Raw genomic sequence first — 16,879 nt, 5'->3', positions numbered from 1 at the left:
AAACCGGCAACCGTTAATAGCGGTTCTAGGGTTCAAATCCCTATCCCTCCACCACTTTTAAAGATTAAACCGCTGTTTTTACAGCGGTTTTTTCGTTTTTATACCTCAAAAGTCGACAAATACAAAAGGATAATACAGATGTATTTGTTGAGACTTCCAAATAGCGTGTATTACACACGTGTTGCAACTCCCCTTTCTCTTCGCTCAATGGGTTACCCAAAAGAGATCCGTTTCTCTTTGTTTACACGCGAAAGACGAGTAGCGTACTTACGCAATGTCGAGCACACCAAACTGATCTTTGCTCTTTTCACTGATGCTGATTCCCAGCAGCTTCCTTACAACACATTTAAAGCTCAGTTGAATGAACAGGTAAATCAACTTCGGCAACAATTCCAGCAAGAAAGTCGTGTGGATATAGCACTATGCAAGTCTCTACCTATCAATAAAGAAACCAAGCCAAATAACACTGCGCTTCAGGTGGATGAACAGGCTCTAGAGAGATTTATTGCGTCTAAGGCGTTAGAGAAAGTAACGAACTTAACTCTTAAACAACTTCGGCAGCGCTGTGGTGATTTCTTAGCTTATTGTAAAAAACATGAGGCGGCCAAAATTTCTAGCTCGGTTGCCATGGCATATCGTGACGAATTGCTTTGCCGTGGGTTAAGTCATAAAACGCTGAAGGACTATTTGGCGGCCAATAAACAGTTTCTCAACTGGTGCGTAGTGCATGAGCTCTTACAGAGTAACCCTTTCACTCAAGTAAAGCTCCCAAGTAAATCAGGGTCGGATTCTTCCCAGCGTACTCGCTGGGGTATTTCAGAGTTAAAGCGTCTATTTAATAGTCAGGCATTTAAACAACAGGACGAGTCTTTCCGTTGGGCTACCATGGTTATGTTTAGACATGGTTGTCGACCATCAGAATCCTGTCAGCTTCGAGTCATGGATATTCATTTTGATAAGTCGATACCTACCATTCACTTTACTGAGGCTGGTGATAGACAGCACCTCAAAAATTCGTCATCAAATCGGCAAGTACCCATTCATCATTGCCTGTTAGAAGAAGGCTTTTTGAATTATGTCCGCGAGCGTAAACAACTAGGCTGCATTCAACTATTTGATTTTACGCCTCGTGGAGAAGATTTTGACTGGTCGAAAGACTATAGAAATACGATGGGTGATGTATTGACGGCTTGTGGCTTTAGGGCTGGGAATCGACCAACTGCTTACTCGTTCAGGCATACCTTTATTGATGAACTTAAAAAGATAGGCATTCCTGAATACATAGTGTCACAGATCGTAGGACACAGGAACAACAGCATGACTTTTGGACATTATGGTTCAGCACTTGAACCAGAACTTCTTAGCGATGCCGTAAATAGCTTTGCGCTTAGCTTGGAATAAATATAAGCATCTTCATTCTGTCCTAACTAGTTAGATATCAATCTTTTAGGCTAATTATTATAACTTAAATAATTGTTTTTAAAGGATTATTTCTGTATCGAGGTGTTGACAGAGACGATGCTGTTGACGTAATCTTTTAGTACGTTCTCTGTACGGTTCAGCGTAAGTCCCGCGTAGGCAACTGATAGCGTTTACTCTTTTATCGCGAACAGAGCTCAGCATTATATTTTCAATTAACTGTGCCCTTCATACCAAAAAAGAGCTAATACTATGAAGGGTGGAGTTGATTACTATGTCTGATACTACTTTTCCTATCACTATCAATGAAATGTTAAACCATGAGCAATGTTGGGCGATGCTCCAGCGTTATAGGCTCCATAAACCAACTTCCGAACCGCTAGACAAATTTTTTGTACATTGTATTGCTGTAAGATTTCTAATTTATAGCAAGGGTAGATATGGTTCCAGAACTGTGCCTGGTTACCACTCTATCGTGATTGCTGTAAGGCGTGCTATCTCGTCGTCAGTATTCCAGATCGAAAATGACTTTCCACCTAGCATTAAGTCGTTAGATTTATTAGCAGCGAAAATCTGTTTATATCTCCAAAAAGACAAAAAATACACAGTCAAAGAGTCGTTAATTAGCCGCTTTCTGATTGATATGTATGGATTTAGTACGATTGAGGAAATGACTAGTTTCTCCAACATTTACAGTCAGATTAAACAAAAGACGTTAAAGCCTAGAATCTTGACTTCTCTTATTGAGAATTCATCTTCTTGGACTCAACTCACTCAGGTAAGACAGTTTGATTCATCTGGCATTCCGATTCGACTTCAAAGATATCGTGAAGACGGCCGCTCATACTGCACCATCAATATTCTTTCTCCTAAAGCGAATTATCTTTGTATGCCATATAGATTCTCATCAGAAAGGTATGCATTAGAGGTACTTACGGCATATTTTATTGCCAAGTATGGTGAAAACAAATGGAAGCATGTAGTTGAGTATGAGTTGGCAGCTAGGAAATTCGAGTCTATGAAGGAAACATTGAGCGAATAGAAGTACATGAACTCAACATCAGTCAAACTCGAACTGTCAGAGCTTCCACCTAACTAGAGCTCCTTTAGCAGGATATAGTGATAACACTGTCTTGTGTATAAGGGAGCCTTACCACTTTAATCAATAGCTTCAGTTGGTCATAACCTAATACTCTCATAGGTATTACATCACTGAGCTGCTAATGAGTGAGAATTAGTCAATGGGTATTGAGATTTACGCATTCAACACTGTACGCCAGCAGGTTCCAGGCTCTAGTCTACCGAAAAACGTAGAGGTTATTGATAACGTTGATATTGATGCGCTGAGCTGGGACACATCAACTTGTTATGTCGGGCTGAAATGCGAGCATTCGCTGGCATTTGGATTTAGACGTTTCACTCAATTCATTGATTTTTTGAGTGCATTAGACAGTGAATTTTCTCTCTCATTGGCGGTACTTTTCCCAAGTTCAGATGGAGTGATCTCTCATACAGCTTGTGTCGATGCATATTTTAACCAGATTCTGCCAATTATCGATGATATTCAGTCATTTAGTACCAGAGCCTATGCGTATTACTATCCTGAAAATGACTTTGATGAGGGTGATGAATATCTGGCAAACATATCCTGTAGTGAGACTAGAGAGCTACTCGCTTATTTCGCTAACAGAAAATCTGAGTTTAATGATTTTCTACAACTGTTACAGTTTGCTGCTCAACAATCAGGCTTCATTAGCTATGGTTAGTCACGAATACGAGCAAATGGCCCCAACAACCCGAATATCAGCACTAACGCTGCTGTAGAGGCCATGATGCTATTTTGGACTCCTGATATAACAACACATCTAAATTGTTGGCTAGATTCAGTAACTGAGCGGGTTGCGCGTTGTGAGGTAGCTGCATGGAATGGGACTCAGTCGCCAGAGTTTGAGCGAAGGATCTCAAGAGGAGGTACACGAACGTGCATCCCACTAGCTATCCATGCTCAGCAAATAGACCATATCATTGGTATCGTCTGGAATCTTGTATCACCTGATCAAAAACTAGTTCGCGAGTTTATTGAAAACAATTCCCAGTTTCGTAGGGATGAACTGAGCAGGCAAATTAATTCTGAAATTCAGCCAGATCTCAGCATTTATGATTGTATCGACCTACTATCGAAACTACGTGTCGAGGTTGTTGTACTATGCCTGCGAATTGTCGACTCAGTACCAAACTATTTGTTAACCTGGTTGGGTTACATACAGCAATGTACTAGTTTTAAAATCATCATTCTGTACTCAAAGAATGCCCCTAGCCTAAACAGACTAAAGTCTTTTCCTTGTATTCAATTGCCAACGCTATCCAAAAGTGACGTTATAGAATCATGCTGTAATGCAGTGGATGAGTTAACGGGAAAACGCATGCAATGCTCTGAATTGGATGCAGCATTTTCTCACAGCGAATCCCTAAAAGAGTTCACGTCAATAATCCAGACGGCAACGTTGTATCAATGTTCAGTAGAATCGCTGCTTCTGGTACATGGTAGACACCCAAGCTCAACCTCGAAGTGTGAAACTCAATTATAAAAAGTTTTAAAAAGTAACTTATTGATAAAAAGGGACAAGCCCAAAGGTTATAATAAGTAGCTAATATTATTAGTATTTTCGGTTGTGCATTTCTCTTTTTACGCTTGTATGCTGTTCTCAAAATGAAGAGCAGCAGGATAGCTGCCTAAGAGAAACAAAGTGAAAATTAAACCGCAGGAAACCATTAGAGAAGCTATAGATAAAAACGTAGATTTTCGTAAGCATACCGTCGCGCCATCGACTCTCAGAGCCGACAAAAGCAAAGCACAGAAGCTGAAGGCATACCTGCCTAATCGTCCAGTGGGTGAGTTCACTCATAGTGATATACACGACATCGTTAACAAACTGCATCGCCGATACAAGAACAAAACTATTAACGAATACTTGAGCATTCTCAGGGCTGTTTTTAAACGCGCAAAACGTGATGGAGTGATAGAAATAGATCCGATGGAAGGTATTGATAATCTAAGTGTCGTTAACTTAGAGCCAATGCCATTTGAGAAGTCTGAAATCAAAAAAATGTACGATGCACCTGTGAAATGTATCAGCGGTAAACACGCGAGCTTGTTAAGCATTCTAATTGGCGCTCGAATTGGAGAAATGCTTGCTATAGGTTGGGATGACATCGACTGGCATCGTAAAGTGCTGCGTATTCGACGTGCAAAAGTACTGAACGATTATAAGGTGCCTAAAACCCCTAGGTCAGTTAGGGAAGTGGAGCTAAATGAAATAGCGATTAATCTACTGAAGCAACAGCAAGAGATTACAGAAAGCAAATGTGCTCGCTCAATCTCTGTTTTGCAGGCTGATAACAAAACATGGATAAAGGAAAAAGTGCGTTTTGTGTTTTATAACATTGAGACAAATCAGCCCTTCTTGAATGCTAAGCAATTTAGCAAAACCTTCTTCAGCCGTTTCTTGCAAGAAGCTGGTATTAAGCATCGTGGTGTCGGCCAGTTGCGCCATACCTATGCCAGTCAGAATCTAACAGCGGGAATTAGCAAAGACTGGTTAGCGAAGCAAATGGGGCACACCAATACTCATATGATAGATAGGCATTATGGTCGCTGGATGCGCAAGGATGCACCTGACTACGCAAATGCGGCAGCGAGCCACCTTGCAGATGTCCTCGGTCACTCAGAATTCACACACATAGAGCCGCGAGACAAGCCCGCGAAAAATCAGCCAGAAATCCTGTCGTTGTTGCAGGCTCTCATACAGGATAAGCCTGAGCTCAAAGCAGCACTTCTGAACGCGGGAGATGCATCATGAACATTGAACGCGTGGTCATTTTCGTGGGCAGCCATGGCAGTTTAACTGCCATGAATGGCACCATTGGTGCCAAAATCGTCCACTTAAAAAGTGGGACGCTACAGCAACCCGCGGCGCTCCCGTCACACTTTTTGTTCCAAAAAGATGAACGTGAGCTGCGGGCCAGAGAAGTCTCTCTGGGCTCTCTGCCATACTCACCCCTTCGGGGGTGAGTATGAATGAAATTCGATTCTTTCATCGACGCTTTAACTTCACATCAAAACCTGCTGATAGAGTTAAATGCGAACATTCGCTTGCCCATTCATTGCGTATTACTCCGCCAACAGCCGCTAATAAAACTAAGAAGTTGGAGTGGAATGAGGAGCTTGCAGATTCCAACTTAATTTGGCTTGGTTCAAATATTTTGCCTTTGAACTCAGTGTCTGAAGAGGAGCGTCTGGAGCTGTTATATCAATTCGCACCAGAGCCTAAAATTCGTAATCAGTCCAAACTGCAAACTCAGCAGCGGCAATATCGCCTCAAAATTAAGAAAGCTATAGAGAGTGAAACGAGCAAAGGTAACGTCGATGCTGCTAAGTTTTTGCAAGATGTCTTAAATACAAAAGGTCATGTTTCGTACTCTCGCATAGAGCAGTTTAAAAAGCTTCCAATGCAAAGGAAAGGTCAACGCATCAAAATGCTCGAAACGTATTTGAACGCATACAACCAATTACAACAACGGCCAGCCGCTAATCATGTCTTTCTGCAAGAAGGCATCTTTAAAGTTCCACATCGGTGGGATGTTGGCACTGATGTTATCAGCGTTGAGGAATACATGCTCTTTACGCAAAAATTTTTGGACGACCATTTCCCTGATTATCCTATTCGCGCAATCATTGCGCATGACGATGAGCGTAGCATTGAAGTAACTACTGGAGCACATACTCACTATTTTATATCAGGTCAAAATAGCCAGACAGGTAAATATGACTTAAGGAAGACTCAGATTAGAGTAGTTAATGAGTACATCAGTTCTAGTTTTCCCGATGAGGAGTTGCTACCTGCTGATGGGAAACTAAGCAGAAAATTAACCAAAAAATTCGGCCACTACTTTCAGTGCATGGTATTGGATTACGCTAACGAGCACTTGTTTAAAAGTAAAGCGCTAAGAGCAGACTTTGCACCTGAAACGGAGCAGAAGTCAGAGCTTCGCAAGAAAATGGACAGAGAAGCAAGCTTACCCAAGTCTGAACGTAGCCATAATCATTACACTCATCAATTAGAGCTTGCTCAAGCAAAGATTCAATCGGCAGAGCAACAGTATGACAAGTTGCTAGAAAATACCCAGTCACTAGAAGGGCAGTTTGAAAAGTTACTGGATGAAGTCACTGAAGTACAAATTAATCTCAGCGATCTGCAAGTTGAAAAAGATACTGTGATGACAGAAGTATCGGAGCTCCAGGCACAAAAGTCGCGTCTATCTCAGCTAACGAAAGAATTAACAGAAGCTATCGTGCCAAAGTTGGTCAGTGTGTTTAAGAAAGTGCTGCTTGCTCTCAATGCTCGTGACCAAAAGATGGCAACAAAACAGATTGAGTATCTTGACTCCGCTTTCAGTGCCGCGTTAGAGCTTCCTCCTTCGGTAGCACAAGGGGTTAACCGAGAAATTAAAGCTATTAAAAAGGCCAAGACTACAATTGAAGCCGAAGCTTCAATGGATAAGTAAGTTAGTTCACGTGACTAACTTACTTCACTAACTAACAAACCTAAAAATGATAACTAAAAAAACAGGTGAAAAATGGCTAGACCGAAATCATATACAGATGACGATGTCATCAACATTGCTACTCAGCTGATTAGCAAAGGAAAAAAGCCTTCGGGTTGGAGCATAAAAGAAGCATTAGGCCGAGGAAAAATTTCCGCGATTCAATCGGACTTAGATCGCCTCATAAAAGTTGGGCATATTTCTGCTGAAGTTTCTTCCCTAAGTTCAAAAGAGCCTGAAGATGCTAGTGTTTTTTTGTCATATGACCTTCCTGCTGAACTACAAGACCTCTTAGCTAAACGGGAAGAAGAGCTTTGCAAAACATTTCGTGAGATGACGACAATGCTAAATAACAAAGCGCATGAGCACTATGAAACCATAATGGCGATTCGTGTCAGAGATCTCGACGCAAAGTACAATCTGACGTATCAAGCAAAAGAGCAAGCTGAAGCAGAGTTGTCTGATGTCGAACAACGTCTACAAAAGCAAGTTGAAGAGAAAGAACATCTTGAAGACAAGATTGAAGAACTAGAGTGTGATTTGGCTGAGTCAAAACAAAATAATTCTGAGCTACTACAGCACAACCTTCATCTTACGAATAACTTGAGTGCAGCGGCAGAGAAATACGAAACACTTCAAGGTACACATCAAGACCTGAATGGACAGCTTTCAGCACTACAAAACGATCATACAGCTGTAACAGTGAAACTGGAGTTCGCGATAAACGAAAACGAAAGCCTTCAATCACGCGTTGATGAGTTAACTGCTGGATATGAGGAAACGAAAGAACATCTTGCAGAAACTAAAGCTAAGCTAACTGTATCTCAGGATGCGTTACACAAGTCAGAGGTGCGGCTAGAAAGAATGAGCGAAAAGAATAGTCAGGCCATGACAAGTCTACATTTACATGAAGAATCGATGAGCCAATGTGAAGATGTGGTTGCTTCACAACCTGTAGGCAGTAAGAACAAGAAGTGACGTTCAGCAGGGCTCTTGGCTAAGGAACTACTCCAGTTAAGTTATTGTTGACTCAGAGCAATACTCTGTAAGGAAAAGATAGTAAAAACTATAGTTTAAGCATAATATGCACCAATAACCACTGCAACAAAAGCGGCTAAGTGCAGTTTGTTAAGGTGTCTGTGAGAGGAAATTTTAGAGGTTATTTTGAACAATTCTTGGGTAAAAGTAATTGCAATTACTGGTTCTGTGGGTGTATTCGCTTTTCTATTTAGTTTACTTATGGGCCACGTGTTTAGCGAAAAAATCGTAGATTTACTTGGCTCAGAAAGAGTTTTCTACATTATCGTCGCGTTAATATCTATTTTCGCCATATTCACTTTGGTGGCTTTATTCAAGCCTCGACGCCAAAGCGATAGTGATACCAATGGAAACGTTTCTGAAACTTCCAAATCGCAATCAGAGCCCTTGAAAAAAGACATTTCAGTAACATACAACGGTAACTCAACCCACAACGGCGATAACCACTTCTAGCATGAACCAACACGTTTCTGTCACTTATAACGATGAATCAGCTCACAATGGAGATAACATCTTTACTCCACTGAGTTCTCTTGAACAAGCAGTTGAGCAAATCAAACGAACTCTAGGAAGTCAAAGCGAGGCAGTGGAAATCATCGAAAACTTAGCAGACTACATCACGGATCACCCTAATAGAGAGATTATAGGTTTAGAAGCTAAGCTATCAAATGGCGACCGCCAAGAGCTCACAGATAGAGCTGTCTTACTCAAAAATAGATTTGAGAGAAAACTAGCGAAAAACCAGATGTCGCTGGCAGAGCAGCACGTATACGTTCAACTTCTATCTACAATTAGCTGTATTTGGCATTCGAAGATCAAGCCATTAATTGACCTTGGAACTTCTAACAACACCATAGATAAAGCTATATTTGATGACCTCATAGAACCAGTCCATAAAGCAGTCGTTCGCTATGACACTTTAGCTACCTCAGAGTTGGTTAGTGGCATGCTGTACTTTCTTACAGGTAAATGCCATTTAGTGTGGGAGCCATCATGCTGATTTATCATCCTGCACAAGATATCAATCATTGTGTATATCGTTTACTTTCGATAATGGAAAACACGACACATCAAGAGATCAAACTCGAAACTTATCGATTAATCGATTTCTATACTCTTTTTCCTTACTTAGTTTCTCTAATCAAACCGCTGCCGAAACCCCTAGATAAACACAGAAGTAAGTTTAATGATGTTTCCGAACCTTTTGAAGCGCTTAAGAATACTCGCCGAATTTTATTTGAACTTGAGAATTTGCAAACAATAGCCATCCAGAACTTATTGGCAAAAAACATTTTGGATAAAGAATATTTTGATAAAGGCTTTATCAAACGAACCGAACTATCATTACCGCCTCCACTTGAAGAAGAACTCATCAATTCAACACTCGCTCAAGAAGATTGGTTTCGTGCTCTAATTGATGATTTGCCTAACGTTAAATTTGGTGGAAAAACGGGACTTAAGGCCAGAACTGGCTTAATGGAATACCGTTATGATCTGGAGAAATAATGAGCCGCTCTAAACTATTTATCAACCGCTTTGCGGTCTATGCGCTGGGTAAGTTTGTCTACGATGAAAACTTTCATACTGGAGTAAACATTATCAGGGGCGAAAACGGTACGGGCAAGTCTACAATCATGGACTTGATTAGTTACGCTCTGGGTGCAGAAATTACCGATTGGACAAGAGAACAGCTCAAATGCGACTATGTCATGGCTGAACTAAGCATTAACGGCCATATTGCAACAATTAAGCGCAACATTACACCAACAGGGCAAGAGCGAGCACTATTCTTTGATGGCGATATGACACATGCCCTTGCGACTGAAGAGGGATGGAACAAATTTCCTATGCGTCGCAACCAAGATACGCATAGTTTTTCTCAGCACCTATTCGAGTTATTGAATCTACCTCGTCATCAGACTGATGATAGTAAGAACTTAACTATGCATCAGATTCTTAGAGTGATGTACGTTGATCAGCTTTCAGCAACGAATAAGCTCCTCAAAGAAGAGACAAAGTTTGATAACATCACAACCCGCAGAGCTATTGGCGAATACTTGCTTGGGATCGATACTCTTGAGGCATATAACTTAAGGCAAGATTTAATAGAAGCAAACAGGACATTCGAGAAGGTCAACGCAGAGTTAAATGCGATATATCGCATGTTCGGTCATGATGAGACTTTGGTTAACCTTAAATCTCTGCATTCCGAAATCAATAAAGTAAAAGCAGACATAACTGACCTAGAGAAGAAGCGGCAACAAGTCAAAAGTACACCAACAGAGCAAGTTTCTGACGATGTTGCACTCAAAATTAAATCATTGGTTAAAGACATTGACGATCTTGCCCAAGAGTTAACGACACTGAACTCTAATCGTGATGCTATAGCAGCAGAGCTACGTGAAACTTCTGCTTTTTTGAAGTCTCTCGAGTATAGAAAAGATTCTCTAGCGCAATCTCAGGTTACCTACAGCAGCCTAGGCTCAATTACATTCAAATATTGTCCATCATGCCTTGAACCCTTGGCAGTTAGTGAAGACGACTCATGTTGCCTTTGTAAGTCATCAAAACAACATAATGATAAAGATTTTGCGTACTCTCAGCTATTCAACGAGTTGAACTTTCAAATCAAAGAAAGCCAAAAGCTCATCAATAGTTTTCAAGCTGATATAGCTCTAATTGAATCGAAAATTCCATATGTAAAACAAAAGCTTTCAGCTTCAAAGGCCGAACTAAACGCGATCAATGTATCTAATGATGACAAAGATGCCATCTTACAAAATCTATCTACAGAAATCGGATTTTGTCAGAGCCAGATCATTTCACTAGAAGATAAGAAAGAGCAAGTATCAAAGGTTGACGTCTTACAAACGAATAAAGTAAAAGCACAAAAACGCATAACAGATATTCAAGCTCAGCTTGAGAAAATTACCGTTCTTCAAGAGAACAGGTATGTATCAGTCTATGATTCTATTGAATCGAAAGCCAAAGACCTACTGATGCTAGATGGTGGTTATGAGATAGCGTTCGAAGAGCCAGAGGACATCATATTCGATTTTGCTAAAGACAAAATGTTTGTAAATGGAAGAAGCAAGTTTTCGGCAAGCTCAATGGTTGTAATGAAAAACAGCATACGCTTTTCAATATTTTCTCATGCTGCTGATGACACCTATGCTCGACTTCCTAACCTAATCCTTATGGATAATATAGAAGACAAAGGAATGCGCGAAGAGCGCAGTCAAAACTTCCAGCGTCATATGGTTAACGTGTGTGGTTCTATAGAGAATGAATTTCAGTTGATATATACAACATCAATGATAGCAGACGAGCATGAAGGAACGACAATGTGTGTAGGGCCATTTTATCCTAAAGGGTGCCATACATTAGAGCTTTAAGACGATACGGTATTGTTTATTAATATGTTATCTAAAGTGCAATCAAGCCAACATTGGCTCTCACAATTTCTTCCTGAACACCGCAGTATTGCGGCACAACTTCTAGACGGCTTGCATATAGTTTCTTCTGAAGATATGCGTAGTGATCTAAGAGTTTTGATAGAAGATATTGCAAGGGATCGCTCACAAAAATCGGCGTTGCTTCCAATTAGAGAGTGTACAGGTCAAGAATCTATTTACGACACTCAAAACCCTACTGTTTCCCCAGTTTTGCAATCTGCAACTGAGAGTTTAGGGAGTGAAGCATTCATCAGTAATTTATACACAGAGTTTACTCGAGCCCGAAAGCGGCAATTTATGCTAGAAAAGGTTCAAGTTAATGGTGAGGATAAAGAGTTAGCCCCATCACTATCTTTCATGAAGCAACATAAGTTTAAAAATCTGTTCTTAGTTGATGACCTTATTGGCTCTGGCGATAGAGTCGTATCATATATTGATGCATTGTTTCGCAACAAAACAATTAATAGTTGGGTTTCATATGGTTACATCAAGGTTCATATTGTTAGTTTTATGGCCACAGATGAAGGTAAGCGCATTGTATCTAGAGCAATCAAGCGGCGGAAAAATGTGTTTTTACATGTAATGCATAGAGCACCATCTATAGGTGATCTTTCAGATAGTAAAGCACTAGAGTCCTTGTGCAAGTCGTATGCAGACAAGAATACACAATACCCACTAGGTTACAAAGAAAGCGCTGTTCGTGTCGTTTTTACGCACTCGGCACCTAATAACCTTCCATCGATCTTATATCGTCCTGTGTATAAAAAATTTCGTCCAAACAATGCCCCATCTCTACACCTTTCCCAGTGGGCTGCGATGTTCCCTAATCGAACAATTCCCGAACAATTCAAACAAGATTTGGTAGCAATAAAAAGAAAGCCATCATCAAGAGTAGACATATTACATCTGCTTGAATGCTTGCAAAATGGTGCAGATAAGCGTGAGGATGTAGCTCACCTTATGAATAGGACTTCCGCATATATACAAACACTTTTGGATTTGTGTGAAAGAATGGGGTTTCTAACCCAGAACAGAGCAGTCATTAGTATAACTAACCAAGGTCTGTGTGAACTATCCAGGCCTGCTGGGAAAAATTATACCATTGAAAAAAATGAAGAATTTTATTATCCTCATTAGCGAGCGAGACTTTATGTCTCAATGCTAGTGTTAGTTAGCTGGTTTACAGCTAACCTCCTCAACTAGAGGGGATCTAGGCTTCGTTTTAGTGAAGCTTGGCATATTGAACTTAACCGCCACATGCCTTGTGTTTGTTGTTAACTTTCACAATGGAACATGTATCGCTTTCATGCGTACTTATCTCTTCATCTTACTCACGGCGTGAGTCTTAGATCGCAAGATGAAGAGATTAGGCACAGCTCGATAAAGGTAGCATTTTGACTATTGTCTCGACTCACCCTTACTTAAGAAAAGGGTTAGAAAAGGGCCGCTCCCAACAAGCGCTGTATTCTCTTATGGCACAAGCACATAAGTTAGAATTTTTAGGAATTCCCTACATACACAGCTTTCTTCATTTCGCTCACCTAACCAAATTCCCAGAGTCCTATTTAAGGTCTGTGGTAAACAGACACAATGCAAGCTATACCTCATACGCCATACCAAAGCGGTCAGGAGGAAGTAGATACTTGCAAATTCCGAGCGATGAACTGAAAGGTTTACAACGTTGGATAAATTGCGAAATTCTGAATCGATTACCAGTACATTCTAGTTGTTACTCTTACCACAAGAATAGCTCCATAGTTCAGTGTGCAGAAAAACATTGTAGCTCTAAATGGTTGATTAAGTTAGATATAGAGAATTTTTTTGACACAATTAACGAAGTTGAAGTCTACAAGGTTTTTCGGAAAATCGGATATAAGCCACTTATTGCTTTTGGATTAGCTCGAATTTGTACCTACCAACCTATATCAGTACTCCAGAACAAAAAAAATTGGGTTCAATTCAACAAAAACTCTGACGAAATGCCGTTTCAGAAGAAACACATTCGTCATTTTGGACGTGTCCCCCAAGGAGCTCCAACTAGCCCTATGCTCTCGAACTTAGTTCTAGCTGATCTGGATGAGAAACTAAGCAGTTATGCTCAAAAACGTGGTGGCATCTATACGCGTTACGCTGATGACTTATTTATATCCTTTAGCCAGAATAACTTTGATAGGCAACAAGCAAGTCAAGTAATTGGCAGTGTTCTAGGCCACGTGAAGTCTTATGGTTATAATCTTAAAAAATCTAAGATAAAGGTGATTCCCCCTGGTTCAAATAAGGTAATTCTGGGGCTAAGTGTAAATGACAAGCAGGTAAGGTTAACCAAGCAATACAGGCAAAAAATAAATTCTCATATATATGGAATCGTAAAGTTTGGAGTTGATAAGCATGCTATCCATCGCGGTTTCGATAGTGTTTTTGGTATGATCGACCACGTATTTGGCTTGATAAATTATGCAAAAACAGTTGAGCCAGATTTTGGACACACAAAGTATCAAGAGCTTCAAGACAGTCTTCGCAGCTCAGGACTATCCTACACCTAAGTCCGTTACAACCTGGCGCCTTCTAGTTTCGTAGCCACCTAAATATAGTTGATTTTTCGTATTTTTTTTGATTCAATCTGTACTAGACATAAGGCAAATTCGACTTTTGAAGTTAGACTTTAAGCTATTGTAAAATAAGCATTTTAATCTTGTGGGTATAGCGTTCAAATCCCTATCCCTCCACCACCATTGAAAAGCCCGCTGAGAAATCAGCGGGCTTTTTTTCGTTTTAACGTTTCAAACCTTTATATATTCAGTCAAATAGTGAACTTTCAGTTATTCACTCACCGATACTATAAGAGATCCTAAATCATCTTATTAGGTTGGTTGCCAACAAGGTCAATGAATTCTTATATAAGTGACATTTAACTGATATCAGCTTACACAGAGCGAAATAAGAGTCAGATTAATGTTAGGAAGCCGATATTTACTACGTAACCTTTGATGATTCATGATTTTTTAGTAACAGAGCTACTCGCTTAGTCGATTTTTCTTATCTTAAACTCACTTGTTAGCACTGAGTCGTACTCCTTTCCTATGTACTTGGTATTGAAGATACTTTTATGTTGCTCTGTCTGTTCTGAAGATATTCCTACCCATTGCGCAAATGTGTCTGAAAAGTCTCTCAGATTGTATTTGACCGAATGTATTTTCGTTTCTTGTGGGTCATTACTCATTGCTATGAAAGGTACTTCTACTGCCTGCCTTGTAAAATGTGAGCCAGTACCGTGAATTAGATACGGTGGAACGTTTACAGACGTTAGGCCATGGTCAGAAAAATAAATGATTTTATATGTTTTATCATGGATCGTGAGTAAGTCTCTAAGCCTTTCTATAAAAGCTACGCCATAAGCCACTGATTTTGAATAGCATATGAGGTACTTGTTATCTGAGGGTTTTAGTGAAATTTCTTCATCAAATCTCTTACAAAAATCATAATGAGACCCCATAGTGTGGATGAAAATCACTTTTGGCCTTTTAGTCTCTTCACGAATTGCTTTGATCACTTCTGGTAGGAGAATGTTATCGGGTTCAGCTTTATCATAAGACGTATTCTTATAAAATTGGTAATGTGCTCTACTAGCGATTGCGGATACCTGTGTCTCGTATTGCCCGATCTTTGCTTGATTTGATATCCAATAAGTTTTCATTCCAGCATCATTAGCAAGATCTATCACATTTAAGTTTTTATCATGCCTGTTTACATCTAGGCTCTTTGATAATATTCGAGGGACTGAGAAATATGTAACAACGGATGGGGAAATAACACCATTAAATATGGACGCTCCTTTTATATTTCCATTTTTTTCGTTATACGATGGGTAGTGGTTTTTGATCACAGATTCACCAATATTTACTATGTAAATATCTTTTAATACTTTGTTTGTATGAACATTCTCCCATTTTGAAGAGATTACGGATTTTCCCCCTTCGAGAAGAGACAGCTCATAATATAAAGAAATAGGTTTAATAACGGTAATTAACCCTAAAAAACTAAACCACACTTCATGATGGATTGTTTTTAAGTATTCTTCATTGATGTATGTCGTCTTTTTATTATCATGTAAGCTATAAAATTTTGTAATTAATATGCTGGAAAATAATATCAACATAATTAATGAAAATGACTTACCAACCTTTCCTAAGGTAATGTGAAATGATAAAAAAAGTAGAATGGAAAATATAATAACCTTTACATATGTTATGACGCTAATGCTTTGTATATGTTCAAGTACCTCACCTCGATTAGACTCTAAAACCGAACCTAAGACACCTAAGTCTAAGCTTAGAGAATTTAATCTTAAGTAGAAATCAAAAGTCATTATTACCGTGAGAAGAAGAAATACAAATCTATTACCGACAAATGCTATTATAGTTGCTATAAATAATATGTTTAAACTCAATATTGATAGGGTAAACCACACATTATCATCAACCCCAGTTCTCAACAGGTAAAATGTCATGATACTTAAAGGAATCAGAGTCTTAATATCAATATTTTGTCTAGTTCTCATATGTTTTTGGGTAGCTTTTGTTATCGGCCCTTCGATGAGTGTAGTCATTGATGTATGGAGAGGCAATGTAAAGGCATACCCAAATGAACATAATAACATCCCTAATATTATTGGTAATTCTGGTGGTTTGATTGCACATGCCGGTGGGGGAATCAACGGATTAAAATATACAAACTCGTTAGAAGCGATGGAGCAATCAATTGAACATGGATTCAAGATGATAGAGTTAGATCTACTTATCTCATCGGATGGAAGGATTGTTGCTGTTCATGATTGGAATACTTTTCACGTAATGACAAATTCTAATAATACTGGGTCTATTAGTTCTAAAGAATTTGAATCAAAGATAATACATGATAAATATAAAACATTAAATATATCGACAGCTATTGATATTCTAGGTGAAAATGATGTGGTATTAGTTACGGATAAAATAAAAAACCTTGCCTTGCTTTCAAAGTATATAATAGATAAAGATAAATCTATTATCGAAGTATTCAGTACAGATAAATATAATGAAGCAATAGAGTTAGGTTTTAATAATGTTGCATTAAATATAGATCTAAATACACCGTTGATTCTTGAGTGGATTGATTTAAATAAAATTAAGGCTGTGACGTATCGGGGTGATAATCTTGGCTCGCTTGGGAGTGAGTATCAGAAGGCGATAGAACTAAGCAACATGGGGGTTTCTGCCATGATTTATTCGACAAATGATTTAGACTTGGATGGTATTAAAGCTTCTGGAATCGAAAATTTTGCGTTATATGTCGACTTTGTTCTTCCATCAGATGAACGTTAAGGT

Annotated in this window: 14 protein-coding genes; 13 read left to right on the top strand and 1 reads right to left on the bottom strand. The window is 39.3% G+C overall.

Translation table 11 applies throughout. The features are described from left to right. From ACED45_RS19190 to ACED45_RS19135, 12 genes are all read left to right on the top strand, one after another. A partial coding sequence (locus ACED45_RS19190) for a tyrosine-type recombinase/integrase (protein WP_371714778.1) occupies positions 1–1,401 on the top strand: 1,401 nt, incomplete at its 5' end. A gap of 292 nt (positions 1,402–1,693) precedes the next feature. Next, positions 1,694–2,461, top strand: coding sequence for a hypothetical protein (locus ACED45_RS19185; RefSeq protein ID WP_371714777.1), 768 nt, complete (start codon positions 1,694–1,696; stop codon positions 2,459–2,461). 199 nt (positions 2,462–2,660) lie between these two features. Then, positions 2,661–3,185: a hypothetical protein gene (locus ACED45_RS19180; RefSeq protein ID WP_371714776.1), complete on the top strand. Its 525-nt coding sequence runs from the start codon at positions 2,661–2,663 to the stop codon at positions 3,183–3,185. 981 nt (positions 3,186–4,166) lie between these two features. Next, positions 4,167–5,279 carry a tyrosine-type recombinase/integrase gene (locus ACED45_RS19175; protein ID WP_371714774.1) on the top strand — a complete coding sequence of 371 codons (1,113 nt, stop codon included), beginning with the start codon at positions 4,167–4,169 and terminating at the stop codon, positions 5,277–5,279. 214 nt (positions 5,280–5,493) lie between these two features. Continuing rightward, positions 5,494–6,984: a hypothetical protein gene (locus ACED45_RS19170; RefSeq protein ID WP_371714773.1), complete on the top strand. Its 1,491-nt coding sequence runs from the start codon at positions 5,494–5,496 to the stop codon at positions 6,982–6,984. Between the two features lie 72 nt (positions 6,985–7,056). Then, on the top strand, positions 7,057–8,001 hold the full coding sequence (locus tag ACED45_RS19165; protein ID WP_371714772.1) for a hypothetical protein: 945 nt from the start codon (positions 7,057–7,059) through the stop codon (positions 7,999–8,001). Between the two features lie 186 nt (positions 8,002–8,187). Continuing rightward, positions 8,188–8,514: a hypothetical protein gene (locus tag ACED45_RS19160; RefSeq protein WP_371714771.1), complete on the top strand. Its 327-nt coding sequence runs from the start codon at positions 8,188–8,190 to the stop codon at positions 8,512–8,514. A 1-nt stretch (position 8,515) separates the two neighbouring features. Continuing rightward, positions 8,516–9,061 (top strand): ABC-three component system protein, encoded by a 546-nt coding sequence (locus tag ACED45_RS19155; protein WP_371714770.1) that lies wholly within the window; start codon positions 8,516–8,518, stop codon positions 9,059–9,061. Beyond that, complete coding sequence (locus ACED45_RS19150; RefSeq protein ID WP_371714769.1) at positions 9,055–9,567, top strand: ABC-three component system middle component 5; 513 nt, start codon at positions 9,055–9,057, stop codon at positions 9,565–9,567. Before ACED45_RS19155 ends, ACED45_RS19150 begins: the two co-directional genes overlap by 7 nt. Then, positions 9,567–11,456 (top strand): hypothetical protein, encoded by a 1,890-nt coding sequence (locus ACED45_RS19145; protein ID WP_371714768.1) that lies wholly within the window; start codon positions 9,567–9,569, stop codon positions 11,454–11,456. The genes ACED45_RS19150 and ACED45_RS19145 overlap by 1 nt, the downstream gene beginning before the upstream one ends. A 24-nt stretch (positions 11,457–11,480) precedes the next feature. Beyond that, positions 11,481–12,653 (top strand): phosphoribosyltransferase-like protein, encoded by a 1,173-nt coding sequence (locus ACED45_RS19140; protein ID WP_371714767.1) that lies wholly within the window; start codon positions 11,481–11,483, stop codon positions 12,651–12,653. A 257-nt stretch (positions 12,654–12,910) separates the two neighbouring features. Next, positions 12,911–14,059: a reverse transcriptase domain-containing protein gene (locus ACED45_RS19135; RefSeq protein ID WP_371714766.1), complete on the top strand. Its 1,149-nt coding sequence runs from the start codon at positions 12,911–12,913 to the stop codon at positions 14,057–14,059. A gap of 479 nt (positions 14,060–14,538) precedes the next feature. On the opposite strand, the gene ACED45_RS19130 is transcribed toward ACED45_RS19135, so the two are convergent. After that, positions 14,539–16,122, bottom strand: coding sequence for a sulfatase-like hydrolase/transferase (locus ACED45_RS19130; protein WP_371714765.1), 1,584 nt, complete (start codon positions 16,120–16,122; stop codon positions 14,539–14,541). Here ACED45_RS19130 and ACED45_RS19125 point away from each other — a divergent pair. Further along, the gene (locus tag ACED45_RS19125; protein WP_371714764.1) at positions 16,022–16,876 is read left to right on the top strand and encodes a glycerophosphodiester phosphodiesterase family protein; all 855 of its coding nucleotides are present in this window, start codon (positions 16,022–16,024) and stop codon (positions 16,874–16,876) included. The genes ACED45_RS19130 and ACED45_RS19125 overlap by 101 nt on opposite strands. Positions 16,877–16,879: the final 3 nt, after the last annotated feature.

The sequence above is a fragment of the Vibrio crassostreae genome (assembly GCF_041439375.1).
Lineage (GTDB): Bacteria > Pseudomonadota > Gammaproteobacteria > Enterobacterales > Vibrionaceae > Vibrio > Vibrio crassostreae_D.
This window is presented reverse-complemented; position numbering and strand designations above follow the sequence as displayed.